Annotated in this window: 21 protein-coding genes and 1 pseudogene; 6 read left to right on the plus strand and 16 right to left on the minus strand. The window is 73.2% G+C overall.

All coding sequences use genetic code 11. The annotated features are described in order from the left end of the window. Window positions 1–13 precede the first annotated feature (13 nt). Entirely contained in the window at window positions 14–907 is an 894-nt protein-coding gene (locus ABR738_RS08725) for an NADP-dependent oxidoreductase (RefSeq protein WP_350229399.1), read from the minus strand. A gap of 69 nt (window positions 908–976) precedes the next feature. Between ABR738_RS08725 and ABR738_RS08730 the strand changes: the two genes are divergently transcribed. Together ABR738_RS08730 and ABR738_RS08735 are read left to right on the plus strand one after the other, a co-directional pair. Next, window positions 977–1,567 (plus strand): TetR/AcrR family transcriptional regulator, encoded by a 591-nt coding sequence (locus ABR738_RS08730; RefSeq protein WP_350229400.1) that lies wholly within the window; start codon window positions 977–979, stop codon window positions 1,565–1,567. 203 nt (window positions 1,568–1,770) lie between these two features. Continuing rightward, window positions 1,771–2,211: a VOC family protein gene (locus ABR738_RS08735; RefSeq protein WP_350229401.1), complete on the plus strand. Its 441-nt coding sequence runs from the start codon at window positions 1,771–1,773 to the stop codon at window positions 2,209–2,211. Window positions 2,212–2,302: 91 nt separating this feature from the next. Here the strand turns inward: ABR738_RS08735 and ABR738_RS08740 are convergent, their stop codons facing one another. Continuing rightward, window positions 2,303–2,734 carry a GNAT family N-acetyltransferase gene (locus tag ABR738_RS08740; protein ID WP_350229402.1) on the minus strand — a complete coding sequence of 144 codons (432 nt, stop codon included), beginning with the start codon at window positions 2,732–2,734 and terminating at the stop codon, window positions 2,303–2,305. Window positions 2,735–2,843: 109 nt separating this feature from the next. Then, window positions 2,844–4,280 (minus strand): aminotransferase-like domain-containing protein, encoded by a 1,437-nt coding sequence (locus tag ABR738_RS08745; protein WP_350229403.1) that lies wholly within the window; start codon window positions 4,278–4,280, stop codon window positions 2,844–2,846. Here ABR738_RS08745 and ABR738_RS08750 point away from each other — a divergent pair. Then, window positions 4,279–5,208 carry a DMT family transporter gene (locus ABR738_RS08750; RefSeq protein WP_350229404.1) on the plus strand — a complete coding sequence of 310 codons (930 nt, stop codon included), beginning with the start codon at window positions 4,279–4,281 and terminating at the stop codon, window positions 5,206–5,208. The genes ABR738_RS08745 and ABR738_RS08750 overlap by 2 nt on opposite strands. A gap of 9 nt (window positions 5,209–5,217) precedes the next feature. On the opposite strand, the gene ABR738_RS08755 is transcribed toward ABR738_RS08750, so the two are convergent. After that, entirely contained in the window at window positions 5,218–6,429 is a 1,212-nt protein-coding gene (locus ABR738_RS08755; protein WP_502964053.1) for a glycoside hydrolase family 10-like protein, read from the minus strand. A 163-nt stretch (window positions 6,430–6,592) separates the two neighbouring features. Between ABR738_RS08755 and ABR738_RS08760 the strand changes: the two genes are divergently transcribed. Continuing rightward, window positions 6,593–7,453: a 3-hydroxybutyryl-CoA dehydrogenase gene (locus ABR738_RS08760; RefSeq protein ID WP_120725057.1), complete on the plus strand. Its 861-nt coding sequence runs from the start codon at window positions 6,593–6,595 to the stop codon at window positions 7,451–7,453. Between the two features lie 191 nt (window positions 7,454–7,644). Then, the gene (locus ABR738_RS08765) at window positions 7,645–7,902 is read left to right on the plus strand and encodes a hypothetical protein (protein ID WP_350229406.1); all 258 of its coding nucleotides are present in this window, start codon (window positions 7,645–7,647) and stop codon (window positions 7,900–7,902) included. Window positions 7,903–7,918: 16 nt separating this feature from the next. Here the strand turns inward: ABR738_RS08765 and ABR738_RS08770 are convergent. From ABR738_RS08770 to infC, 9 genes and pseudogenes are all read right to left on the minus strand, one after another. Then, window positions 7,919–8,454, minus strand: a pseudogene (locus ABR738_RS08770) (NUDIX domain-containing protein). Window positions 8,455–8,505: 51 nt separating this feature from the next. After that, complete coding sequence (locus ABR738_RS08775; protein ID WP_350229407.1) at window positions 8,506–9,846, minus strand: NsdA family TPR-like regulatory protein; 1,341 nt, start codon at window positions 9,844–9,846, stop codon at window positions 8,506–8,508. A gap of 322 nt (window positions 9,847–10,168) precedes the next feature. Then, complete coding sequence (gene pheT, locus ABR738_RS08780) at window positions 10,169–12,697, minus strand: phenylalanine--tRNA ligase subunit beta (RefSeq protein ID WP_350229408.1); 2,529 nt, start codon at window positions 12,695–12,697, stop codon at window positions 10,169–10,171. Then, window positions 12,697–13,818, minus strand: a complete 1,122-nt coding sequence (gene pheS / locus ABR738_RS08785) for a phenylalanine--tRNA ligase subunit alpha (protein ID WP_350229409.1) — start codon at window positions 13,816–13,818, stop codon at window positions 12,697–12,699. Before pheS ends, pheT begins: the two co-directional genes overlap by 1 nt. Window positions 13,819–13,991: 173 nt before the next feature. Next, window positions 13,992–15,161 (minus strand): sensor histidine kinase, encoded by a 1,170-nt coding sequence (locus ABR738_RS08790; protein ID WP_502964054.1) that lies wholly within the window; start codon window positions 15,159–15,161, stop codon window positions 13,992–13,994. Between the two features lie 54 nt (window positions 15,162–15,215). Beyond that, window positions 15,216–16,070 carry a TrmH family RNA methyltransferase gene (locus ABR738_RS08795; RefSeq protein ID WP_350229411.1) on the minus strand — a complete coding sequence of 285 codons (855 nt, stop codon included), beginning with the start codon at window positions 16,068–16,070 and terminating at the stop codon, window positions 15,216–15,218. A gap of 1,010 nt (window positions 16,071–17,080) precedes the next feature. Then, complete coding sequence (gene rplT, locus ABR738_RS08800; RefSeq protein WP_003970214.1) at window positions 17,081–17,464, minus strand: 50S ribosomal protein L20; 384 nt, start codon at window positions 17,462–17,464, stop codon at window positions 17,081–17,083. Window positions 17,465–17,569: 105 nt separating this feature from the next. Continuing rightward, window positions 17,570–17,764 (minus strand): 50S ribosomal protein L35, encoded by a 195-nt coding sequence (gene rpmI / locus ABR738_RS08805; protein ID WP_100577122.1) that lies wholly within the window; start codon window positions 17,762–17,764, stop codon window positions 17,570–17,572. 104 nt (window positions 17,765–17,868) lie between these two features. Next, complete coding sequence (gene infC / locus ABR738_RS08810) at window positions 17,869–18,522, minus strand: translation initiation factor IF-3 (RefSeq protein WP_350234485.1); 654 nt, start codon at window positions 18,520–18,522, stop codon at window positions 17,869–17,871. Between the two features lie 374 nt (window positions 18,523–18,896). Here infC and ABR738_RS08815 point away from each other — a divergent pair, with 374 nt between their 5' ends. Further along, window positions 18,897–19,292, plus strand: a complete 396-nt coding sequence (locus ABR738_RS08815) for a DUF1844 domain-containing protein (protein WP_350229412.1) — start codon at window positions 18,897–18,899, stop codon at window positions 19,290–19,292. A gap of 43 nt (window positions 19,293–19,335) precedes the next feature. Here the strand turns inward: ABR738_RS08815 and ABR738_RS08820 are convergent, their stop codons facing one another. From ABR738_RS08820 to ABR738_RS08830, 3 genes are read right to left on the minus strand one after another with little or no spacing between them, the layout of a single operon-like run. After that, entirely contained in the window at window positions 19,336–20,064 is a 729-nt protein-coding gene (locus ABR738_RS08820) for an SseB family protein (protein ID WP_350229413.1), read from the minus strand. 53 nt (window positions 20,065–20,117) lie between these two features. Further along, complete coding sequence (gene mycP, locus ABR738_RS08825; RefSeq protein WP_350229414.1) at window positions 20,118–21,326, minus strand: type VII secretion-associated serine protease mycosin; 1,209 nt, start codon at window positions 21,324–21,326, stop codon at window positions 20,118–20,120. Window positions 21,327–21,352: 26 nt separating this feature from the next. Next, on the minus strand, window positions 21,353–22,450 hold the full coding sequence (locus ABR738_RS08830; RefSeq protein WP_350229415.1) for a hypothetical protein: 1,098 nt from the start codon (window positions 22,448–22,450) through the stop codon (window positions 21,353–21,355). Window positions 22,451–22,467 lie beyond the last annotated feature (17 nt).

The raw sequence follows: 22,467 nt of genomic DNA on the forward strand, positions 1-22,467 counted from the left end.
TCAAGGCCCCGGTTCAGATCACCAGCACCCGGCGGCCCCGCGTGTGTCCCGCCTGGCTGTCGATGTGCGCCGCCGCCGCGTCCGCGAGGGCGTACGCCTTCTCGACCGGGATGTGCAGTTCTCCCCGCGCGATGAGCTCGGCGGCCACGGCGAGCGCTTCCGGCACGCTTCCGGCCACTCCGGAGAAGCGGACGCCGAACTCCGGCGCTGCGAGGTCGGCGATGGAGACCACCTTGCCCGGGTCCCCCGTCAGCGCGACGAGTTCACGGAGCACGCCGGAGCCGGCCAGATCGAGCGCCGCGTCCACCGGGCCGAGCAGCCGGACGCGCTCGACCCAGCCCTCGCCGTACGTCGTCGCGACGGCGCCCAGGGTGCGCAGGTAGTCCTGGTTCGCGGCCCCCGCCGTGCCGATCACTCTGATGCCGCGCTCGCGGGCGATGTGCAGGACCGCGGAACCAACCCCTCCGGACGCGCCGCTGACCAGCAGCGTCTGCCCGGGCCGCACCCCGCTCTCGCGGATGATCCGCAGCGCGGTCTCCACCACCGAGGGGTACCCCGCCGCCTCCTCGAACGTCAGACCCTCGGGCATCGGGGCCCACGCCGACAGCACGGCGAACTCGGCGTAGGTGTCCACCCCTTCTCCGAACACGCGGTCGCCGATCACGACCCCTTCGACACCCTCCCCCACCTCGTCCACGATCCCCGCGGCGTCGATGCCCACCCCGGAAGGCAGCGTGATCGGGTGGGCGCCGAGGACCTGGCCCTCCCGAATCCTCCAGTCCACGGGGTTGACACCGGCCGCCCGCACGGCGACGCGTATCCGGCCGGGGCCCGCGTGGGGTTCCTCGGCGTCGATGAGGCGCAGGACGTCCGGGCCGCCGAACTCTTCGAAGCTCACTTTCTTCATGCCGAGAACATAGCACTAACCGTTAGCTTTTTAGAACGGTTACGAGGCCATATTTGATAGCGTCCCCTCATGACCGCTCCTCCCGGGCGTCGCGAGCGCAAGAAGGCCGCGACCCGCCAGAAGATCGCCGACACCGCGCTGCGGCTCTTTCTGGAGCGCGGATACGACGCGGTGGGCATCCGTGATGTCGCCGCCGAGGCCGACGTGGCGGTGACCACGCTCTTCTCCCACTTCGCCTCGAAAGAGGCCCTGGTGTTCGAGCGGGACGACGACTTCGAGCAGCGCCTGACGGGGGCGGTCGCCGCGCGCGCGCCGCACCAGCCGCTCATCCCCGTCCTGCGCCACGAGGTCGAGGCCCTGGTGCGTCACTGCACGGCACAGGGTGCGGCTCCGGTCTGGCACATGATCGAGGGGTCGTCGGCTCTGCGGGAGTACGAGGAGTCGATGCGGCTGCGCCACGCGGAGTCGCTGGCGGCGGCCATCGTCGAGGACGGGGGCCTGCCGCAGTCGGCGACGGCGTCCCGGACGATCGCGCGGTTCGTGATCGACGCGTACGCGGTGGCCCGTGAGGCGGCGGATCCGGTGGCCGCCCTGGACGAGATCTTCGCGATGATCGAGGCGGCCTGGGCCGCGGCGTCACCTTCCGACCCCACCCCGTAGCCGCCCTCGCCGGGCCGGGTGAGCGCGTGTCCGCCTACGGGCGGGGCGTCCGCCACCCCGGCGACCCTCAGCGGCCCCCGCCCGGTCCGTACCGCCAGGTCCGCGCCCTTGACCCTCCCGAGGCCCGGCGTCGCCGCCGCCCGTCTTGCGGCGTAGGCCCAAAGCCCGATCCGGCCCCGGTGCGGGTCTGTCAGCATGGCGGCATGTCGCACTCATGGCCCAGCCATCTCGATGTAGGAGCGGTCCGGTTCGCTCGGCCGACCGCCAAGTACGACGACGTCCTGGTCTTCTACCGGGACGTGCTCGGACTGCCGGTACTCGCGCAATGGCGCGGCCACCACGGCTACGACGGTGTCGTGCTCGGCCTGCCCGGCACCCCGGTGCACATGGAACTCCTCCAGCACGGCGATCCGCCCCGGATTCCCGAGCCCGACCCGGAGAACCAGCTCGTGCTCTATCTGCGCGGCCCCGAAGCCGTCGCCACGGCCGCCCGCAGGCTGGGCGAGCACGGGCACAGCCCGGTCCCTGCCGCGAATCCGTACTGGCCAGAACGCGGCGCGGTGGTCTTCGAGGACCCGGACGGCTGGCTCGTCGTCCTGGCACCGTGGGTCTTCGGCGAGCAGCCCCCGCCGTCGGCCTCCTGAGCGCGGGGCGGGCCAGGCGGGCGGCCGGGGCCCCCGGCCGGGGCGTCGCCCTTGACGGCGGCGAACAGACCGGCCCGGCCGCCCGGGCCGGCTACTGGAGGCCGAGCGCCATCCACTTGGCCGGGTTCTCCAGGGGCCGAAAGCCCAGCTTCTCGTAGACGCCGTGGGCGTCGGCCGTGGCCAGCAGGATCCTGCGCAGACCGTACGGCTCCAGGTGGTCGCGCGCGGCGGCCACGAGCGCCGTGCCGAGCCCCTTGCCGCGTACCGCCGGATCGACGTACACATCGCAGAGCCACGCGAAGGTGGCGCGGTCGGTGACGACCCGGGCATAGGCGACCTGGGCCCCTGAACCGGCGTCGTAGGCACCGAAGTTGAGCGATCCGGCGATCGCGGCGTCCTGCTTCTCGCGGGTGCGGCCGAGCGCCCAGTAGGCGTCGGTGGAGAGCCAGTGATGGATCCGGGCCGGTTCCAGGCGGGCGGGGTCGCTCGAGATCGCGTACTCGCGGAAGATCGTTTCGCTCATGGCGCGAGCCTGGCAGGTGACGGCCCGCGTGTCAGTGGCGAAGGCCACCTTCCGCGCCCGGCAGGAGCCGGGCCCGTCAAACGCGCAACGCCGTCAACACTCGACGCCGTCAACGCGCAACGCCGTCAAGCGCGACGCGCAGCCTGCGGACCGCCTCGGTGATCTCCGCGCGGCCCGTCACCCCCGCGAAGCTCAGCCGCAGATGGCCCGCCGGTGGCTCCGCGCCGAAGTAGGGCCGGCCCGGCGAGACGGCGACGCCCGCACGCAGCGCGGCCGGGACGAGAGCGTCCTCGGAGGTGCCGTCGGGCAGGCGGACCCAGAGGTGGTAGCCGCCGGAGGGGATCTGGGGCAGGGCGAGTTCGGGCAGGTGCCGCAGGACGGCGGCTGCCAGCGTTTCCCTGCGGGCCGTCAACTCGGCCGAGACGGCGCGCAGATGACGGTTCCAGGCCGGGGAGCCGACGAGTTCGAGGGCGGTCTCCTGAAGGGGGCGCGGCACGAAGAAGGAGTCGACGGCCTGGATGGCGCGCAGGCGTTCGCGCACCGGCCCCCGGGCGGCGAGCGCGCCCACCCGCAGGCTCGGCGAGGTCGCCTTGGTCAGGGAGGAGACGTGCACGACGACGCCGTCGGGATCGTCGGCGGCGAGCGGCGCGGGCAGTGGGCCCGCGTCCTCGTGGGCGAGGCGGCGGGCGAAGTCGTCCTCGACGACGAACGCGCCGAAGGAGTGGGCGATGGCGACCACCTCGCGGCCGCGCTCGGCGGGGAGCAGCGCGCCGGTCGGATTCTGGAAGAGGGGCTGGCAGCACAGGACGCGGGCGCCGGTGGCCCGGAAGGCGCGGGCGAGCAGTTCGGGGCGTACGCCGTCGGCGTCGACCGGGACCGGAACGGGCCGCAGTCCCGCCGCGCGGGCCACGGCGAGGATGCCGGGATAGGTGGGCGACTCCATCAGCACGGGAGCGCCGGGCGCGGCGAGCGCGCGCAGCGCGGTGGTCAGGGCGGTCTGGCCGCCCGAGGTGATCAGGACGTCGGCGGCGCCAACGGCGGGGCCGATCTCGCGGGCGAACCAGGCGCGCAGGTCGGTGAGCCCGTCCACGGGCGGGCGGCTCCACGCCCCCGGGCGGCGCCCGGCCCGCCCCAGCGCCGCCGCCATGGCCCGCTCGGGCTGGAGCCCGGGGTCCAGGTAGCCGCCGCTGAGGTCGATGACGCCGGTCGGCGGGATGGCGAGCGCGCCGAGGACTCCGGCGGCGTCGACCGCGCGCGGCGCCGGGTCTGTGGCGCCGTCGGCGCTGAGCGCGACCTCCTGCCAGGAGGTGTCCCCGGCGCGGGCGGCGGCGGTCCGCGGCTCGGCCCGGTAGGCGCCCGCGCCGGGGCGGGTGACGACCAGGCCCTCCGCGACCAGCTGGGCGAGCGCGCGCGAGACCGTCACCGGGGAGACCCGGTGACGGTCGACGAGAGCCCGGCTCGACGGCAGCTTTCCACCCACCGGGTAGCGGTCGACTTCCTTGCGCAGGAAGTCCGCCAGCTCGGCCACACTGCTACGCTCATGCATGACAGCACAGGATAGCGCTACTGCTCCCACCTCGATAACGGTCGGCGCCCCGGTCCGCCGCGCCGGCGCCCCGTCCCCGCGCGGAACCCTCTTCGCCGCGCTCGGGGTGCTCTCCTTCTCGCTGACCTTTCCCAGCACCGCGTGGGCTCTGGAGAGCTTCGGCCCGTGGTCGATGGTGTCGCTGCGGCTGCTCGTCGCCGCCCTCCTGGCCGGGGTCTTCCTGTGGCGGGGCCGGGTGCCCTTCCCCGACCGCGCGCACTGGGCCGGGTTCGCCGTGGTGATCGGGGGCGTGATGATCGGCTTCCCGGTCCTGACCACGCTGGCGCTCGGAACCGCGACCACCTCCCACGCGGCCGTCGTGGTGGGTCTGCTGCCGCTCACCACCGCCGTCTTCGCCGCCGTGCGCACCCGGCGCCGGCCCTCGCGCGCGTTCTGGGCGGCCGCGCTCGCCGGCGCCGCCGTGGTCGTCGCCTTCACGGTCCAGCAGAGCGGCGGCGCGCTCACGCGGGCGGACCTCTACCTGTTCGGGGCGCTGCTCCTGTGCGCGGCCGGATACACCGAGGGCGGGCGGCTCTCGGGCCTGATGCCGGGCTGGCACGTGGTCGGCTGGGCCCTGGTGCTCTGTGTCCCGCTCGCCCTGGTGGGCGCGCTGCTCGGCCTGAGCCTCGAACCCTGGCACCTCACCGTCCACGGCGTCGCCGGGCTGCTCTGGGTGGCCTCGGCCTCGACCTTCCTCGGCCTCTACCTCTGGTACCGGGGCATGGCCGCGATCGGCGTCGCCCGGGCCAGTCAGCTCCAGCTGGCGCAGCCGCTCGCGACGCTCGTCTGGTCGGTGCTGCTGCTCGGCGAACATCTGAGCCCGGCCGCCCCGGTGGCCGCCGCGGGCGTCCTGGTGTGCATCGCGGTGACCCAGCGCGCCCGGTCGTGACGCCCTCGCTCATCCGCCCCAGTGGTCGGCCACGACACGCGCCATGGCTCCGATACGGTCCTCGGTGACCTCTTTCGCGGCGAAGAAGCAGTGGCCGCGTACGGTGGCGTACCGGTGCGCCAGGGTCAGATGGCGCGAGAGTTCCGCCGGGTCCTGCCAGGCGGCGGGCTGGGCGGGGTCGCCCGCCTTGTACAGGGCCTCGCCGATGTAGAGATCGACGCCGGTGCCCCGGGCCACCTCGTCCCACCACGGCACCAGGACGGCGTAGTCGGCGGCGGCGAGCCCGATGTTCCAGTACAGCTGCGGGCAGATGTAGTCGATCAGCGCCTCGCGCACCCAGCCGCGGGTGTCGGCGTACAGGTCGTCGTAGGTCTGGGCGCCGGCCGTGGTCGCCGAGCCCCGCGCGTCGCTCGCCTCGTTGCGCCACACCCCGAAGGGGCTGATCCCGAACCGGACGCGGGGCCTGATCTCCTTGATCCGCGCTCCCGTCTCGCGGACCAGGAGGTCGATGTTGTCGCGCCGCCAGGCGGCACGGTCGGGGAAGTCACCGCCGTACCGGGCGTAGGCGTCGTCGTCGTCGAAGCTCTCGCCCGCCACCGGATAGGGGTAGAAGTAGTCGTCCCAGTGGACGCCGTCGACGTCGTAGCGGCGTACCGCGTCCAGCATGGCGTCCTCGACGAAGTGCCGGACCTGCGGCAGGCCGGGGTTGTAGTAGAGCTTCCCGCCGTAGGGGACCACCCAGTCCGGGTGGATGCGGGCGGGGTGGGTGGGCACGAGGCGCGTGGGGTCGGTGTGGTTGGCGACCCGGTAGGGGTTGAACCAGGCGTGCAGGGCGAGACCGCGCCGGTGCGCCTCCTCGACGGCGGTGCCCAGCGGATCCCAGCCCGGGTCCTGGCCCTGCGTCCCCGTCAGCCACTGGGACCACGGCTCGTACGGCGAGTCCCAGAGCGCGTCGGCGGTCGGGCGGACCTGGAGGACCACGGTGTTCAGCCGCCGCTCGACGGCCTTGTCCAGGTGGGCCAGGAGCTCCGCGCGCTGCTCGGCGGCGCCGAGGCCCGGGCGCGAGGGCCAGTCCCGGTTGGCGACGGTGGCCAGCCACACGCCCCGGAAGTCCCGTCCATGACCGCGGCCGCGCCCTGCGGACGCGGGGGCCGCCGTGATCAGCCCGCTCAGCGCCCCCGCCGTGCCCGCCACGAAGCCCCGCCGCGTGATTCGTCCCACGTTCGCCCCTCGCTCAGGTCGCATGCGCCCAGGTCTACCGGACAGCGTGCCCGCCCCGCCCCCACGAGCACGCGCGCGTTCGGAGTAACGTCTGGGGCCGGAGGCGGGCGCCGGAATCACACGGGGGGCCTGCCGGGGACTGCTGTAGAGCGAAAGGCACGATGTGACCGACATCGAACGCGTCGGAATTGTGGGCTGTGGCCAGATGGGCGCGGGCATCGCGGAGGTGTGCGCCCGCAGCGGCCTGGACGTCATGGTCGCCGAGACCACCGGCGAGGCCCTGGAGATCGGCCGCACCCGGCTGCACAACTCCCTCTCGAAGGCCGCCGAGCGCGGCAAGATCTCCGAGGAGGAGCGCGACGCGACGCTCGCCCGCCTGAGCTTCACCACCGACCTCGGCGAGTTCGCGGACCGCGATCTCGTGATCGAGGCCGTCGTGGAGAACGAGCAGGTCAAGACGGAGATCTTCCAGATCCTCGACCAAGTGGTGACCCGCCCGGACGCGATCTTGGCGTCCAACACCTCCTCGATCCCGCTGGTCAAGCTCGCGGTCGCCACCTCGCGCCCCGACCAGGTCATCGGCATCCACTTCTTCAACCCCGCGCCGGTGCAGAAGCTGGTCGAGCTGATCCCCGCCCTCACCACCTCCGAGGGCACCATCAGCCGCGCCCAGGTCCTGGTCGAGAAGGTGCTCGGCAAGCACGCGATCCGCGCCCAGGACCGCTCGGGCTTCGTGGTCAACGCGCTGCTGATCCCGTATCTCCTCTCGGCGATCCGGATGTTCGAGTCGGGCATCGCGAGCCGTGAGGACATCGACAACGGCATGGAGCTCGGCTGCGCCCACCCGATGGGCCCGCTGAAGCTGTCCGACCTCATCGGTCTCGACACGGTCGCCTCGGTCGCCGACTCGATGTACGACGAGTACAAGGAGCCCCTGTACGCCGCTCCCCCGCTGCTCCAGCGCATGGTCGACGCGGGACGCCTGGGCCGCAAGACCGGGTCCGGTTTCTACTCGTACGCCTGAGTAAAAAGGCGTACGTCTGTATACGCGGGCGTACGTCTGAAAGGCATGAGCCGGGCTCGTGCCGCGCACACCGGGTGTGCGCGGCGAGCCCGCATATGCCCATCGCACACGCTCCCGCCCCTGGAACACGACGAGTTGACTCTGCGCCAACACATCAGTGGCACCTCCGGAACAGGGATAAGGAGCCAACCGTGTCCAGGGACCCGGGACATCCGACCACCGTCGACGAACTGGCGGAGTTACGCCGCCAAGTGGACGTCGCCATGGCCCGCGTGGACGGGCAGCTCGCGCTGCTCGCCCTGCGGGGTGAGCAGACCGAGCGAGAAGTGACCGAGGTGGTGGGACGGGTCGCGGCCCTGGAACATCTGCGATGGCCGCTCCCCGCCCTCACCGCGCTGACGGCGCTCGGCGCGCTGACGCTCGCCGCGTGGCAGGCACTCGGTCGCTGACTTCGCGCCGGGCGGGTCAGCCCTCGCCCAGGCGGAGATGGTGCAGGAGCAGGAGTCCGGCCGCCATGTTGGCGGCCGGGACCTCCCCCTGGCGACCAGGTCGGGCACCAGCTTGAGGGGGATCCACTCGCGGCGCGAGGACTCGAAGTCGTCCTCGGGGTGGCCGATGTACTCGGCCGACTCGGACCAGAACAGATGGTGCCGGGCGTCGATGAGCCCGTTGGCCGGCTCGACGGTGAGCAGCGGTTTGAGCGGTCCCGGCCGCCAGCCGGTCTCCTCCTCCATCTCACGGGCGGCCGCCGCCTCGATGTCCTCGCCGTCCTCGACGACTCCGGCGGCCAGCTCCCAGCCCCAGCTGTCGGTGATGAAGCGGTGCCGCCACAGCAGCAGCACCTCGTTGGCGGTGTTGACGACGGTGGCCACGGCGACCGGCCGCAGCCTGATCAGGAAGTGGTCCAGGTGCCGCCCGTCCGGGAGCACCACGTCCGCGAGGTTGACCCGGAACCAGCGATTCTCGTACACCGTTTGTTCGCTCAGGTTCGTCCACTGCACGTTTCTGCCACCTTCCGACAAGTAGATGGCAATATCGCAGCAGGCTGACGGTCACAGGGGAACGCGGAGCGCCCCGTCGATCAGTGCGGCGGCTTCGGCCGCGCCGGCGCAGCCGGACGCGACCAGGTGCTCGCGCACCACGCGCAACCGGTCACGCAATCGCTGCGACTCCATCCCCCGGGCCCGCTCCGTCATTTCGACCGCGGTGGCCACGGCCCGGTCGGCGTCGCCCTGACGCAGCTCGATCTGCGCGAGCATCGCGAGGCGGTGCACCCTGCCCCGGTCGTGGGAGGGCTCGTCGGCCGCGAGCGCGGCCTGTTCGCGCGCCGCCGTCAGATCACCGAGGCTCAGCAGGGCCTCGGCCACCTGCACATTGACGAGACCGGGCTGGACGTAGCCGGTCTCGGCCGGCTCCTGGCCCGGCCGGACGCGTCCGGCGGCCGCCTCGGCGCTCAGAATCGAGGACAACGCGCTCTGGCCGTCGCCCAGATGCGCGTAGGCCTTGGCCTGCATGGCGTGCAGATCGGATGCGAGCGCCGGACTCAGCCGGGCGCCCGCGGCCCGCAGCGCCGCCTCAGCGAAGGCGACCGACTGGCGGTAGTCGCGCATGAACAGCGACTGGTTGACCAGGAGGGCTATGACATAGGCGCCAAGTCCCCTGTCGCCACTGGCCTTCGCGAGCCGCAGCGCCTGGTGGAAGTAGCGCTGGGCCAGGCCCTGGGCGTTGGAGTCGTAGGCGCAGATGCCCGCGATGGCCACCAACCCGCCCGTGGCACGGTGCAGTTGGCGGCCGGTCGCGTCCGTGTAGCCGCCGCGCAGCAGCGGGGCGGTCTCGGCGTTGAGGAAGCCGACGACTCGCGAGCGCGTCGCGATGCCGCCCGCCTTGCGGTACATCAGCTCGTAGTGCTCGCGCGCCGAGCGCAGCATCTCGATGTCGCACTCCCCCACCGCCGTCTGCCCGTCGCGGGAGACATCGGTGTCCTCCGGCGGGTTCTCCCACTCCCATACGGGCATGACGGCCGGGGTGCCGGTGACGGCCGGGGCGTCGAGGATGTGGGTTCGCTGCTGTTCGTCGGAGCGCCACAGGGCGGTGGCCCGCTCGACGAATCCGGCGAGCGGCGAGCCGTGCGCCGGCGCCGGCTCGCCCGGCACGCCGAGGCCGATGTCGTCCAGGGTGACCCGGCGCCGCAGCCGCCCGGCCAGCACCTCGCAGATCAGGTCGGGCACCTGGCCACGCGGGCGCTGGCCCTTCAACCACCGCGCCACGGCGGTGTGTTCATATCTGAGGGCGACGCCTCTGGCCCGCCCCGCCTGATTGACCCGGGCCGCGAGCCCGGCGTGTGAGATCCCCGCTTCGTCCACCAGGGCGTCGAGCAGGGTATTGGGCTGCATGGGGCCCTCCGTTGGCTCGGTGGCACCAGCGTAAGCGAGCCCGGTTCACACGGGGTGTGAAGCGAGTACCCGCATTGGTGCGCCGCGCCCTCTGCCCACCGGCGCCCGCGCTCGGTTGACTCATTGACGCCTCTCCCCGAGGCAACCGGGCCGCCGGCCCCCCACGACACAGTGCGGCGGCTCGTTCCCGGCGCCGCCGCCCTGTCCGCGCCGCCCGGCACTCCCGGCAGGGCGGCGGCGCCCTCGGCGTCCATGACGGCATACGACGAGAGGGGCGCGCCGGGATTCCCGGTGCGCCCCTCCCGGTGCGTTCTGCCGCGGGCTACGCCCCGCGCAGCACCGCGCCCGTGACGTCGGCCGCGTGGGCCACCGCCGCGTCGCGGGCGGCCGATGCCTCCTCGACGGTCAGGGTGCGGTCGGCGGCGCGGAAGCGCAGCGCGTAGGCGAGCGACTTCTTGCCCTCGCCGGTCTGCTCGCCGCTGTAGACGTCGAACAGGCGGATGGACTCAAGGAGTTCACCGGCGCCGACACGCAGCGCGTTCTCCACGGCGGCGGCCGGTACCCCGGCGTCGACGACGAGCGCCACGTCCTGGGTGGCCACCGGGAAGGTGGAGATCGACGGCGCCCGCACGACGCCCTCGCCGGCCCGCTCAAGGACGTCGAGGTTCAGCTCCATCGCGCAGCTGCGGGCGGGCAGGCCGAACGACTTGACGACGCGCGGGTGCAGCTCACCTGCGTGTCCGACGAGGGTCTTGACGCCCTCGGGGAACACATACAGCTCGGCGCAGCGGCCCGGGTGCCAGGGGCCGTACTGGCCCTGTTCCACGGCGAGTTCGAGCCCCGCCTCGTGGGCCACGGTCCGCGCGGCCTCCACCGCGTCGGCCCAGTCGGCCGGGCGGCCCTTGCCCCACCAGCCGGCCTGCTCGCGCGCGCCGGCGAGGACGGCGCCCACGTGCCGCGGCTGCGCGGGCAGCACGGCGTCCAGGGCGGCGATCTCCTCGTCGGTGGGGCGGCGGTCGACGGGCAGCCGGGCGGCGACACCCGGCGTCGTCGAGGGGTGGAAGACCAGACCCGTCTCGAAGAGCGCCAGGTCGTGACTGCCGCGCCCGGCGTTGCGGCGCAGCGTGGCCAGCAGGCCCGGCAGGAGCGTGGTGCGCAGCGCCGGCTCCTCGTCGCTGAGCGGGTTGACCAGCGTCACCACGGAGCGGTTGGCGTCGTCCGCGTCCAGACCGAGCTGGTCGAAGACCGACTCGGCGACGAACGGGTAGCTCGGCGCCTCGGTGAATCCGGCCCCGGCGAGCGCGCGGCCGACCCTGCGGTGCAGTCGCTGACGCTCCGTCAGACCCTGCCCGGCCGGCGGCCTGGGCAGCGTGGAGGGCAGGTTGGCGTAGCCCTCCAGGCGGATGACCTCTTCGGCCAGGTCGTTCGGCTCGGTCAGGTCGGGGCGCCAGGACGGCACGGTCACGACGAGCTCGTCCTGCCCGTACGCGTCGCAGCCCACCTCTTGGAGGCGGCGCACGACGGTCTCGCGGCCGTACGCGATGCCCGCGACGCGGTCCGGGTGATCGGCCGCCATCTTGATGGTGCGCGGCGCGGACGGCGAGACGAGCTCGGTGACGCCGGCCTCGGCCGTGCCGCCCGCGAGCAGCACGAGCAGATCGACGGTGCGCTGGGCGGCGGCGGCCGCGGCCTGCGGGTCGACGCCGCGCTCGAAGCGCTTGGACGCCTCGGAGGACAGCTTGTGGCGCCGGGCGGTGCGGGCGATGGCGACCGGGTCGAAGTGGGCGGCCTCGATGACGACGTCGGTGGTGCCCTTGACCTCGCCGGTCTCGGGGTCCGTGACGGAGTCGGCGATCTCGGTGTTGGCTCCGCCCATCACACCGGCGAGGCCGATGGGACCCCGGTCGTCGGTGATGACGAGGTCGGCGGCGTCGAGCTTGCGCTTGGTGCCGTCGAGGGTGGTGAGCAGTTCGCCCGGCTCGGCACGGCGCACCCCGATGGGCCCCTCGACCAGCGTGCGGTCGTAGGCGTGCAGCGGCTGGCCGAGCTCGATCATCACGTAGTTGGTGATGTCCACGGCGAGCGAGATCGGCCGCATCCCGGCCTTCTGGAGCCGGCGCTGGAGCCAGATCGGCGAGCGGGCCTCGGGGTCCAGGCCGGTCACGGTGCGCGCCGTGAAGCGGTCGCAGCCGATCGGGTCGGCGATCTTGACCTGGTAGCCGTAGGAGTTGGGCGCGGGCACGTCGAGCAGGGCCGGGTCGCGCAGCGGCAGGCCGTAGGCGATCGCGGTCTCGCGGGCCACGCCGCGCATCGACAGGCAGTCGCCCCGGTTGGCGGTCACCGCGATGTCCAGGACCTCGTCGACGAGTTCGAGCAGCGCGATGGCGTCGGTGCCCACCTCGTGCTCCGGCGGGAGCACGATGATGCCGCCGGTGGTGTCCGGGCCCATGCCGAGCTCGTCACTGGAGCAGATCATGCCGTGCGAGGTCCTGCCGTACGTCTTGCGCGCGGCGATCGCGAAATCACCGGGCAGCACCGCGCCGGGCAGCACCACGACGACCTTGTCGCCGACGGCGAAGTTGCGGGCGCCGCAGACGATCTCCTGGGGCTCGCCGGTGCCGTTGGCCTGGCCGACGTCGACGGTGCAGAAGCGGATGGGCTTCTTGAAGCCCTCCAGCTCCTCGATGGTGAGGACCTTGCCGACGACGAGCGGACCCTTCAGGCCGGCGCCGAGCTGTTCGACGGTCTCGACCTCAAGGCCGGTGTCGACGAGCCTGGCCTGCACGTCACGGCCGGTCTCGGTGGCGGGGAGATCGACGTACTCCCGCAGCCAGGAAAGCGGGACCCGCATCAGATCTCCATCCCGAACGGCCGGGTGAACCGGACGTCACCCTCGACCATGTCTCGCATGTCTTCCACGTTGTGGCGGAACATCAGCATTCGCTCGATGCCGAAGCCGAAGGCGAACCCGCTGTACTTCTCGGGGTCCACGCCGCAGGCGGTCAGCACCTTGGGGTTGACCATGCCGCAGCCGCCGAGCTCGATCCAGCCCTCGGAGGAGCAGGTGCGGCACGGGCGGTCCGGGTTGCCCACGGACTCGCCCCGGCACACGTAACAGACCATGTCCATCTCGGCGGACGGCTCGGTGAAGGGGAAGAAGTTCGGCCGCAGGCGCGTCTTCATGTCCTCGCCGAACAGCGCCTTGACCATGTGGTCGAGGGTGCCCTTGAGGTCGGCCATGGTCAGGCCCTCGTCCACGGCCAGCAGCTCGACCTGGTGGAAGACCGGGCTGTGCGTGGCGTCCAGCTCGTCGGTGCGGTACACCCGGCCGGGGCAGATCACGTACACCGGGGGCTCGCCGCGCAGCAGCGAGCGGACCTGCACGGGCGAGGTGTGCGTGCGCAGGACGACACCGGAGCCCGCGGCGCCCTCGGGGCCCCGCACGAAGAAGGTGTCGTGCTCGGTGCGGGCCGGGTGGTCGGGGCCGATGTTGAGCGCGTCGAAGGTGAACCACTCGGCTTCGGCCTGGGGACCCTCGGCGACCTCGTAGCCCATGGCGACGAAGACGTCCTCGATGCGCTCCGAGAGCGTGGTCAGCGGGTGGCGGGCACCGGCCGGGACGCGGTCGTGGGGCAGCGTGACGTCCACGGCCTCCTCGACCAGGACCCGGGCGTCCCGCTCGTCCTCCAGCTCGGCCTGGCGGGCGGCCAGCGCCTTGTTCACGGCGCCGCGGGCCATGCCCACGAGCTTGCCGGCCGCGGCCTTGGCCTGCGGCGGCAGCGCGCCGATCTCGCGGTTGGCGAGCGAGAGGGGCGAGGTGCCTGCGGTGTGCGCGGTCTTCGCCTGGGCGAGCTCGTCGAGGTCGCGGGCGGCGGCGAAGGCGGCAAGCGCCTCGTCCCGCATGCGCTCGATCTCTTCCGGTTTCAGCGCCTCGACCTCGACAGGGTCGTACGACTTGTTAGGTGCCGACATCTCTTCCCGTGCTTCCGATTGGCCCCCAGCTCACACTGGGAGGTGCCCCCAGGCCGGGGGTCCCCGCGACCGCGACAGCGATACCGCGACAAGCGCGCGGACACAAACGCGCCAAAGGTCGAGTCTAACGGGGTGGTGGAATGCGAGTGCGCCCGTGGCGGCTCGGGGGCGGTCTACTGGAGATACGCCGGAGCGCCGACGGGCAGGATAAATCGGAACTGGGCGCCGCCGCCCGGGCCGCGGCCGACCGTGATGGTGCCGCCGTGCGCTTCGACGATGCCCTTGACGATGTAGAGGCCGAGGCCGGTCCCGCCGCGCTTGCTCCCCCGCCAGAAGCGGGTGAAGACACGGCCCATCGACTCCTCGGGGATGCCGGGACCTTCGTCGCTCACGGTGACGGCCGTTCCCTTCTCGTCGTGCTCGTCGATACGCAGTGGCGCGGGCGCCACCTCGATGGTGACAGTTCCCTCACCGTGGCGCACCGCGTTTTCCAGCAGGTTGCCTAGCACCTGGTCGATCTTGTCGGGGTCGGCCCACAGATCGGGCAGCGGGCACAGGACCCGCACGAGGAAGCGGTCCGGGGCCTGGCCCGATGCGACATGGGCCTGGAGGTGGCGGCCGACGGCGGCCGGCATGTCGACGGGCTGACGTCGCACTTCGAGGCGGCCGGAGTCGATGCGCGAGATGTCCAGGAGTTCGGCGATGAGCCGGGTGACGCGGTTGGCGTCGGCGTCGACGGTCTCCAGCATCAGCCGCTTCTGCGCGTCCGTGAACCGTTCCCACTTGGCGAGCAGCGTCGCGGTGAAGCCCTTGACGGAGGTCAGCGGGGAGCGCAGCTCGTGGGCGACGGTGGCGATGAGCTCGGCGTGCGAGCGTTCGGTGCGCCGCCTGGCCTCGGTGGAGCGCAGGCTGACCACGACCCGGCGCACCGGCCCGGTGGGGTTTTCGCGTACGTACCGCGCGGAGACCAGCACTTCGCGCCCGCCGGGCAGCAGCAGATTGCGTTCGGGCTGGCCGGTCCGGATGGCGAGGCCGCCGTAGGGGTCGGTGAGCTGCCACCAGCGGCGGCCCTTGAGGTCTTCCAAGGGCAGCGCCCGCTCCAGCGGGAAGCCGAGGGCTTGGTGCTGGCGAATCGCGGTGATTCTGACGGCGGCGGCGTTGAAACAGATCACCCGCCCCTTGTCGTCGGCGACCACAATGCCGTCGGGCAGGTCGTCGGGGTCGAAGCCGAGAACGCCGGGAGCGCCGAGAACCCCAGGAACCCCGTGAACCCCGACGCCGCCGGGGCGGCCGGACGGGCGGGGCGCGGCGCCCTCGCCGGTGCTGCTCATGCCGACACCCATCCCCGTACCCCACCTCTCCGAAGCGCTCAGTGGGCCCCCGAGCCCGACACCCTACTAGGCGGAGGTCACGGAGCGGCACCCTGCGGGAGCGCGCTGCGCACGGGCGGAGGCGTAGAGACATACGGCGGCGGCGGTGGCGAGGTTCAGGCTTTCGGCCTTGCCGTGGATCGGCACGCGTACCACGGCGTCGGCGAGGGCGCGGGTCTCCTCGGGCAGGCCCCACGCCTCGTTGCCGAAGATCCACGCGGTGGGCCCGCCCATTGTGCCCGCGTCCAGCTCGGCGTCGAGGTCGTCCGAGCCCGCGCCGTCGGCCGCAAGGATCCGTACGCCCGCGTCCCGCAGCCCCTGGACGGCCTGCTCCACCGGGACGCCGACGGCGACCGGCAGATGGAAGAGCGAACCGACCGAGGCGCGTACGGACTTGGGGTTGTAGAGGTCGACGGAGGCGTCGGTGAGCACGACCGCGTCGGCGCCCGCGGCGTCCGCGCAGCGCAGGACGGTGCCGGCGTTGCCGGGGTCGCGGACGTGCGCGAGCACGGCGACCAGCTTGGGCCGCGCCTTGAGGATCTCCTCGAACGGCGAGTCCAGGAAGCGGCAGACGCCGACCAGGCCCTGCGGGGTGACGGTCTGGGAGACCTCGGCCAGGACCTCGTCGTCGGCGTAGTGCACCCGGGCACCCGCTTGGCGGGCGGCGGCCACGATGTCGGCGTAGCGCTCGGCGGCCTCGACGGTGGTGAACAGCTCGGTCAGGGTGGCCTCGCCGCCGCTGCGGTGCTCGACGGCCTCGCGCACAGCCTGCGGCCCCTCGGCGATGAACCGGCGTTCCTTGCCCCGGAAGTTGCGCCGGGCGAGCCGCTTCGCGGCGGCGACGCGGGGGGAACGGGAGGAGATCAGCTCGGGGCTGGGCATGTACGCGGTCTCTCTACGAGGTGGCGGGCGGGGGGTGGATCCGGGACGCCGTCCCGGACGGGGACTTGCGCCCCGCCCCGGGGGCCCTCGTCCCGAAGGGCTCCCCCCTGGGAGGAGCCTCGTCTTGGGCCGGCCCCCGGACCCCCCGAAAACCCGGGGTCCGGGACGCACCCACCGAGGGGGGCGGCAGGACCGCCGGAGCGACTTCGAGGAACGTACCCCCCGCCGACCGGCCACACCCGCCGAAGCCCGGAGCCGGACCCACCGTAGCGGGGTCCCGGGGCGCGACCCCGGAGGCGGGGGCGTGGCCCCTGAGGCGGGGTCCGGGGACGTGGCCCCGGAGGCGGGGTCCGGAGGCACGACCCCCGAGACGGGGTCCCGGAGGCACAACCCCGAGACGGGGTCCCGGAGGCACAACCCCGAGACGGGGTCCCGGAGGCACGACCCCCAAGACGGACGCCCGGGGGCACGACCCCCAAGACGGGGTCCCGGAGGCACGACCCCCGAGACGGGGTCCCGGAGGCACAACCCCGAGACCGAGGCTCGGAGGCACGCCCCCCAAGACGGACGCGGGCACGACCCCCGAGAGGGGGGTACAGGGGCACGCCCCCCGACACGGACGCCCGGAGACACAACCCCCGAGACGGAGGTTCGGAGGCACAGCCCCCGGGGCGAAACCCCAGAGGCACGGCCCCCAAGACGGAGCCCCGGAGGCACGCCCCCGAGACGGAGCCCCGGGGGCACGACCCCCAAGACGCGGGGGCCCGGGGGCACGACCCCCAAGACGGACGCCGGGGGGCACGGCCCCCGAGACGGGGGTGCAGGAGCACGCCCCCCGAGGCAGGGGCCCGGGGGCACGGGGGCACAGCCCCGAAACGGGGGTTCGGGGGCACGCCCCCCGAGGCGGGCTTTCGGGGGCGCAGCCCCCGAGGGGCCCGGGCCCCCAACGCGTCCGGACCCGCAGGCCATCGGCCTGCGGGTCCGGTCCGGCTCAACAAGCCGTCAGGCGCTTACGCGGCCTTCGGGGCGTTGACGTCGCTCGGGAGGGCCTTCTGGGCCACCTCGACGAGCGCGGCGAACGCGTTGGCGTCGTTGACGGCCAGCTCCGCGAGGATCTTGCGGTCCACCTCGATGTTGGCGGCCTTCAGACCCTGGATGAGGCGGTTGTACGTCATGCCGTTCTGGCGGGCAGCGGCGTTGATGCGCTGGATCCACAGCTGACGGAAGTCGCCCTTGCGCTTCTTGCGGTCGTTGTAGTTGTAGACCAGCGAGTGGGTGACCTGCTCCTTGGCCTTGCGGTACAGGCGCGAACGCTGACCGCGGTAGCCGGAGGCCGCCTCGAGGATCGCCCGGCGCTTCTTGTGGGCGTTGACTGCCCGCTTGACGCGTGCCACTTGTTTAACTCCTTGTAGCGGGGCCGTGGTTGGACTCACACGGCCCGAAATCGAATGGGTCCCGGTCTCGACGTTCCGCCTCCGACGGAGGGAGGCGGAGGAACGTCACTTGCCGAGAAGCTTCTTGATCTTCTTGGCGTCGGCCGGAGCCACGACGACCGTGCCCGTCAGCGAGCGGGTCTTCTTGGACGACTTGTGCTCGAGCAGGTGGCGCTTGCCGGCACGCTCACGAAGCACCTTGCCAGAGCCGGTGATCTTGAAGCGCTTGCTGGTACCGCTGTGCGACTTGTTCTTCGGCATAGCGCCGTTATCTCCTCGTCAGTGGCGCTCCCAGCCGGTCCGGGGACCGGCGCGCGGGAGCGTCATATATGTCGGTTTGATGTCCGGAACGGGCTGTCCCGGAATCAGGCCTCGGCGGGGTGTTCCTCGGCCACGGCCTCGGTGGCGGGCTCGTCCTCGACGGACTCGTCCGCCGGGGCCGACTGACCCTGGCGCTCGGCCTTGCGGGCCGCCTGGGCCTCGCGGGCCTCGGCCATCGCCTCGGTCTTCTTCTTGTGCGGACCGAGAACCATGATCATGTTCCGGCCGTCCTGCTTCGGGCTGGACTCGACGAAGCCGAGGTCCTCCACGTCCGAGGCGAGACGCTGGAGCAGGCGGTAGCCGAGCTCCGGCCGGGACTGCTCACGACCGCGGAACATGATCGTGATCTTGACCTTGTCGCCCTGCTTGAGGAACCGGACGACGTGACCCTTCTTGGTGTCATAGTCGTGCGGGTCGATCTTCGGCCGGAGCTTCATCTCCTTGATGACCGTGTGCGCCTGGTTCTTGCGCGCCTCACGGGCCTTCATGGCCGACTCGTACTTGAACTTCCCGTAGTCCATGAGCTTGCACACGGGCGGACGGGCGGTCGCCGCGACCTCGACCAGGTCGAGGTCATACTCCTGGGCGAGCTCCAGGGCCTTGGCAAGCGGAACGATTCCGACCTGCTCGCCGCTGGGGCCGACAAGTCGGACCTCGGGAACGCGAATCCGGTCGTTGATGCGGGGCTCGGCGCTGATGGATCCTCCTCAGTAGCACCACACGACTGCCTGGCAGGCAGCCGCGTACGTCTGGATGACGTGACCAACCGCCGCGAGGCACAAAAAATGCCCCGGACGGACACAGGCGGGGCTCCAAGAAAACCGGAACACACGCCGCGGGTCCACCGCGGGGCGCACATCGGGCGGCTCCATCGTCCGTACGGAACGATGGGGGCCACCTGACCGGATGACCCGCCTCCCGTGAGGGTGGCCGGGTGGGAGATCGGAGCCTCCACTTGTGGGCCGGGCACACGTGCCTGGCCGGTCGTTACACAAGGTTAGCAGCAACCCGGCGCAGGGACCAACCGAGCGTGCCGGAGGGGCCGGGTCCGACCAGCGCCTATCGTGGGGGCATGAGTGAGACGCCCCCCCTGAACACCGCTGCCGCCACCTCCGCCGACGCATCCGCCGGCACCGCCGACTTCGACACCATGACCCGCGACATCGCGGAGGTCCCGGCGGTCGAGGTGATCGTGACGGTCGCCGTGAACCTGATGAGCGCCGCCGCCGTGAAGCTCGGCCTGACCGAGGAGGGCGACCAGCACAAGGACCTCGACGAGGCCCGCAAGCTGGTGCACGCCCTGGCCGGCCTCCTGGACGCCGGGGCCACCGAGATCTCCTCCTTCCACGCCGCGCCCCTGCGCGACGGCCTGAAGTCGCTCCAGCTGGCCTTCCGCGAGGCCTCCCTCGTGCCGGACGCGCCGGGCCAGGGGCCGGGCGAGAAGTACACGGGCGCCGTCTTCGGCTGAGCCCTTCCTCCAGGACCGACGCGCGCACGGGCCGCTCCTCACCTCAACGGGTGAACAGCGGCCCGTTCGGCTGTGGGGCCCCGGACGGCAGCACGGCCAGGTCGAGGCCCCGCACAAGACGGGCCCGCAGGGTCTCGTCGGCGGCGATCAGCTCGGCCACCCGGCGTCCGGCCTCGGCGGGCGCCGCTCCGTCGGCGAGGACCAGGGCGAGCGTGCCGTCGGCGCTGCCGGGGCCGAGGTGGGCGCGCAGCACCTCGGGGACGGCGGCCACCGCCGAGCGTACCGCCTCGATCACCGCCGGGTCCTGGAGCGGATCGGCATCGGCGCGCCCCTCGGCCAGGGCGAGCAGGGCCGCACCCTTCAGTTCGTACGCCACCGGCCCCGCCAGGTCGATGACCACGGTGTCCGCCTTCTCGTGCACGGCGGCCGCGAGCGCCTGGCGCAGCGGGACCGCCACCGGCCGGGCCGCCGGGTCCCACAGCGCGAGCGTCTGGGTCGAGGTGAACGCGGGCAGCGCCGTGCGCCCGCCCGCCTTCAGGGTGGGCACCGCCATGTCGCTGGTCTTCTCGCGCTTGAGGCCGTGTTCGTCGATCTCGCTCTCACCCAGCAGCGCGACCACGGGGACCAGCAGCCGCGCCGTGCGCAGCGCGGCGAGCACGCGCGGCTCGGCCGATCTGTCCTCGGCCCAGGCGGCCAGCGCCTCGGTCAGTTCGGGGGCGGCGGTGCCGTCGTCGTCGGAGAAGCCGGAATCCGGAATGTTCTTGAGCGCCACGCCATGAGACTAACCGGGCAGGCCTGCCGGTCCCGCACGGCCTCCGGACCGGCCTACAGCCACTCGCGCGGCGTCTTGACCCGGGTGGAGCGCCACAGCGCCACGCCGGTGGCGAGCAGCAGGACGCCGCCGCCTGCGGAGAGCGGGGCGAGCCAGTCGCCCGGGTCGTCCGAGGCGGCCGGCACGTCGGGGCCGCCGCCGAAGTAGGTCCTGCCGTACCCGGCGGCCTGGGGGCGTACCGCGCCCGGTTTCAGTCCGGCCGCGGCGGCGAGGGCGGCGGCCGGGTCGATCATGCCGTAGCCACGGGCGTCGTCGCGGCCGCCCCGGGGGGAGTCGCGCGCGGTGTCCTGGAGGAGCTTCTTGATCTGCGCCGGGGTCAGGCCCGGGTCGGCCGAGCGCAGCAGGGCGACGGCGCCGGACACGAAGGCGGAGGCGGCGCTCGTGCCCCAGCCCTCGTAGTACTTGCGGTCCGGGTCGGCTATCACGACGTCCACGCCGGGTGCGCTGACGGTGGCGTACCAGCGCCGGGTGGAGAAGGAGGCGTGGGTGCCGTTCTTGTCGACGGCGGCCACCGCGATCACGCCGGGATAGGCGGCCGGGTAGGAGATGTGGTCGCCGGAGTCGCCGCCGTTGCCGGCCGAGGCCACGACGACGGCGCCCTTGCCGAGCGCGTACTGGATCGCGGCGTCCTCGGCGGGTTCGGGGTGCGCGGAGGCGCTGTCGTCGCCGAGCGAGAGGTTGATGACGTCGGCGCCGTTGTCGGCGGCCCAGCGGATGCCGTCGGCGAGCGCGCCGCCCTTGGACTCGCGGGCCTGTGCGCGGGCCGGGTCGGTCGACTCCAGGATGACGCGGACGGGAAGGATCCTGGCCTCGGGCGCGATGCCGAGCACGCCGGAGCGGTTGTCCGCGCCGTGCCCGTGGCCCGCGATGATCCCGGCCATGGCGGTGCCGTGCCGGGCCCAGTCGCGGCTGCCGGGCCCCGCGCCGAAGCCGATGAGGTCGTTGCCGGGCAGTACCTGCCCCGCGAGGTCGGGGTGGTCGGCGTCGACACCGGTGTCCAGGACCGCGACGGTCACGCCCTTGCCCTGGGAGGTGCGCCAGGCCTGCTGGGTGTGCATGGCGCCCAGTTCCCACTGGCGGTCGCGGATGCCGTCGGCGTGCGCGGGTCCTGCTGCGACGAGCAGGGTGAGCGCGGCGGCGGCGCCCAGCGCGGCCGCGCGGCGCGCCCGGACGACGGGCACCCGGGCGCGCCGCGCGGTCATCGGCGCTCCAGCCGCCGGTTGCCGGGTCACCGCGCACGCTCCGGGCCCGAGGCCACCTTCTTGCGCAGGTCGCGTTCGACGGTGTCGGCGATGCCCTTGGCGCCGTGGCCGAGGCCCGCCTCGGCCACGGGTCCGCTCGCCGCCTGGGCCGTGGCCGCGTCGGCGGACTGCGGCGCGGGGGCCACGCGGCCGTCCGCGAACCCCGAGACGGCGGTGACGACGACGGGCGCGTCCGTGAGCACCCGTACCGTCCAGCTCGCACGCTGCTTGTCGCCGAACGCGGCGGCGGCGCTGTTCTTGACGGCGTAGGGCCTCGGCATCAGGTCCGTACGCTCCCCCAGCTTCTCGTTGCTGAACCGGTTCGCCAGGGCGGTCATCGCGGCGGGCTGGGCGCGGGTGAAGAGGAGTCCGACGGTGATCACGCTGGTCTCGGTCGCGTCGGTGTAGGTGGCGCGCAGCATACGGGCGCAGCCGACCGGTGCCACGACCTTCAGGAGCAGGGGGTCGAGCGCGTCCGCGCAGTCGCCGTCCGGCGCGACGCCGATCCGGGTCCACTGGCGGTCCGCGCCGCCCGGGCCCGCGCCGGTGCCCCGGATGCTGGGCGGGAAGAGGGTGTCGACGGGGACGCTGTGCCACAGCTCGCGCGCGGCGGTGTAGGTGCTGGGGGCCGAGGGCCCGCCGGAGCCCCCGTCGAGCCAGGTGCCGGCCGCCGCCCCGCCGATGAGCCCGGCGCCGAGGACGACGCAGACCGCGGCCGCCGCCACGCGCCCGGGCCTGCGGGCCGGCACCGGCCGCAGCGGGCCCGGCTCGTCGGACAGCGGTGGCGGGGGCAGCAGCGGCTTGGGCGGGGCGGCCGGCGGCGCGGGTATCGCGGCGGGCGGCAGCGCGGTGGGAGGTAGGGCGACGGGAGGCGGCGCCGAAACCCCGGAGGGTATGGGGGTGTTCGGCCGGTCGGGCAGGACCGGGCCCGGGTCCATCAGGCCGAGCGCGCGGCGCGGCCGGTCGGTGGCGCGGGCGGGCGCGGGCCCGGCGGGAGCCGGCGCGGGGGGAGCGGACGCCTCGGGTTCCGGTGCGGGGGAGGGCAGTTGGGGGGTGGTGTGCGGGGGCCGTGCGTCGGTGGTCATCCGCCCCCCTCGTACCC

Origin of the sequence: Streptomyces sp. Edi4 (assembly GCF_040253615.1) — a bacterium.
Taxonomy (GTDB): Bacteria; Actinomycetota; Actinomycetes; order Streptomycetales; family Streptomycetaceae; genus Streptomyces.

What these genes read in the sequence shown, in the direction of transcription:
- ABR738_RS08725 (WP_350229399.1), bottom strand. Translation starts at nt 907, where the DNA reads ATGAAGAAAGTGAGCTTCGAAGAGTTCGGCGGCCCGGACGTCCTGCGC.
- ABR738_RS08730 (WP_350229400.1), top strand. Translation starts at nt 977, where the DNA reads ATGACCGCTCCTCCCGGGCGTCGCGAGCGCAAGAAGGCCGCGACCCGC.
- ABR738_RS08735 (WP_350229401.1), top strand. Translation starts at nt 1,771, where the DNA reads ATGTCGCACTCATGGCCCAGCCATCTCGATGTAGGAGCGGTCCGGTTC.
- ABR738_RS08740 (WP_350229402.1), bottom strand. Translation starts at nt 2,734, where the DNA reads ATGAGCGAAACGATCTTCCGCGAGTACGCGATCTCGAGCGACCCCGCC.
- ABR738_RS08750 (WP_350229404.1), top strand. Translation starts at nt 4,279, where the DNA reads ATGACAGCACAGGATAGCGCTACTGCTCCCACCTCGATAACGGTCGGC.
- ABR738_RS08745 (WP_350229403.1), bottom strand. Translation starts at nt 4,280, where the DNA reads ATGCATGAGCGTAGCAGTGTGGCCGAGCTGGCGGACTTCCTGCGCAAG.
- ABR738_RS08775 (WP_350229407.1), bottom strand. Translation starts at nt 9,846, where the DNA reads ATGCAGCCCAATACCCTGCTCGACGCCCTGGTGGACGAAGCGGGGATC.
- pheT (WP_350229408.1), bottom strand. Translation starts at nt 12,697, where the DNA reads ATGCGGGTCCCGCTTTCCTGGCTGCGGGAGTACGTCGATCTCCCCGCC.
- pheS (WP_350229409.1), bottom strand. Translation starts at nt 13,818, where the DNA reads ATGTCGGCACCTAACAAGTCGTACGACCCTGTCGAGGTCGAGGCGCTG.
- ABR738_RS08790 (WP_502964054.1), bottom strand. Translation starts at nt 15,161, where the DNA reads ATGGGTGTCGGCATGAGCAGCACCGGCGAGGGCGCCGCGCCCCGCCCG.
- ABR738_RS08795 (WP_350229411.1), bottom strand. Translation starts at nt 16,070, where the DNA reads ATGCCCAGCCCCGAGCTGATCTCCTCCCGTTCCCCCCGCGTCGCCGCC.
- rpmI (WP_100577122.1), bottom strand. Translation starts at nt 17,764, where the DNA reads ATGCCGAAGAACAAGTCGCACAGCGGTACCAGCAAGCGCTTCAAGATC.
- ABR738_RS08815 (WP_350229412.1), top strand. Translation starts at nt 18,897, where the DNA reads ATGAGTGAGACGCCCCCCCTGAACACCGCTGCCGCCACCTCCGCCGAC.
- mycP (WP_350229414.1), bottom strand. Translation starts at nt 21,326, where the DNA reads ATGACCGCGCGGCGCGCCCGGGTGCCCGTCGTCCGGGCGCGCCGCGCG.
- ABR738_RS08830 (WP_350229415.1), bottom strand. Translation starts at nt 22,450, where the DNA reads ATGACCACCGACGCACGGCCCCCGCACACCACCCCCCAACTGCCCTCC.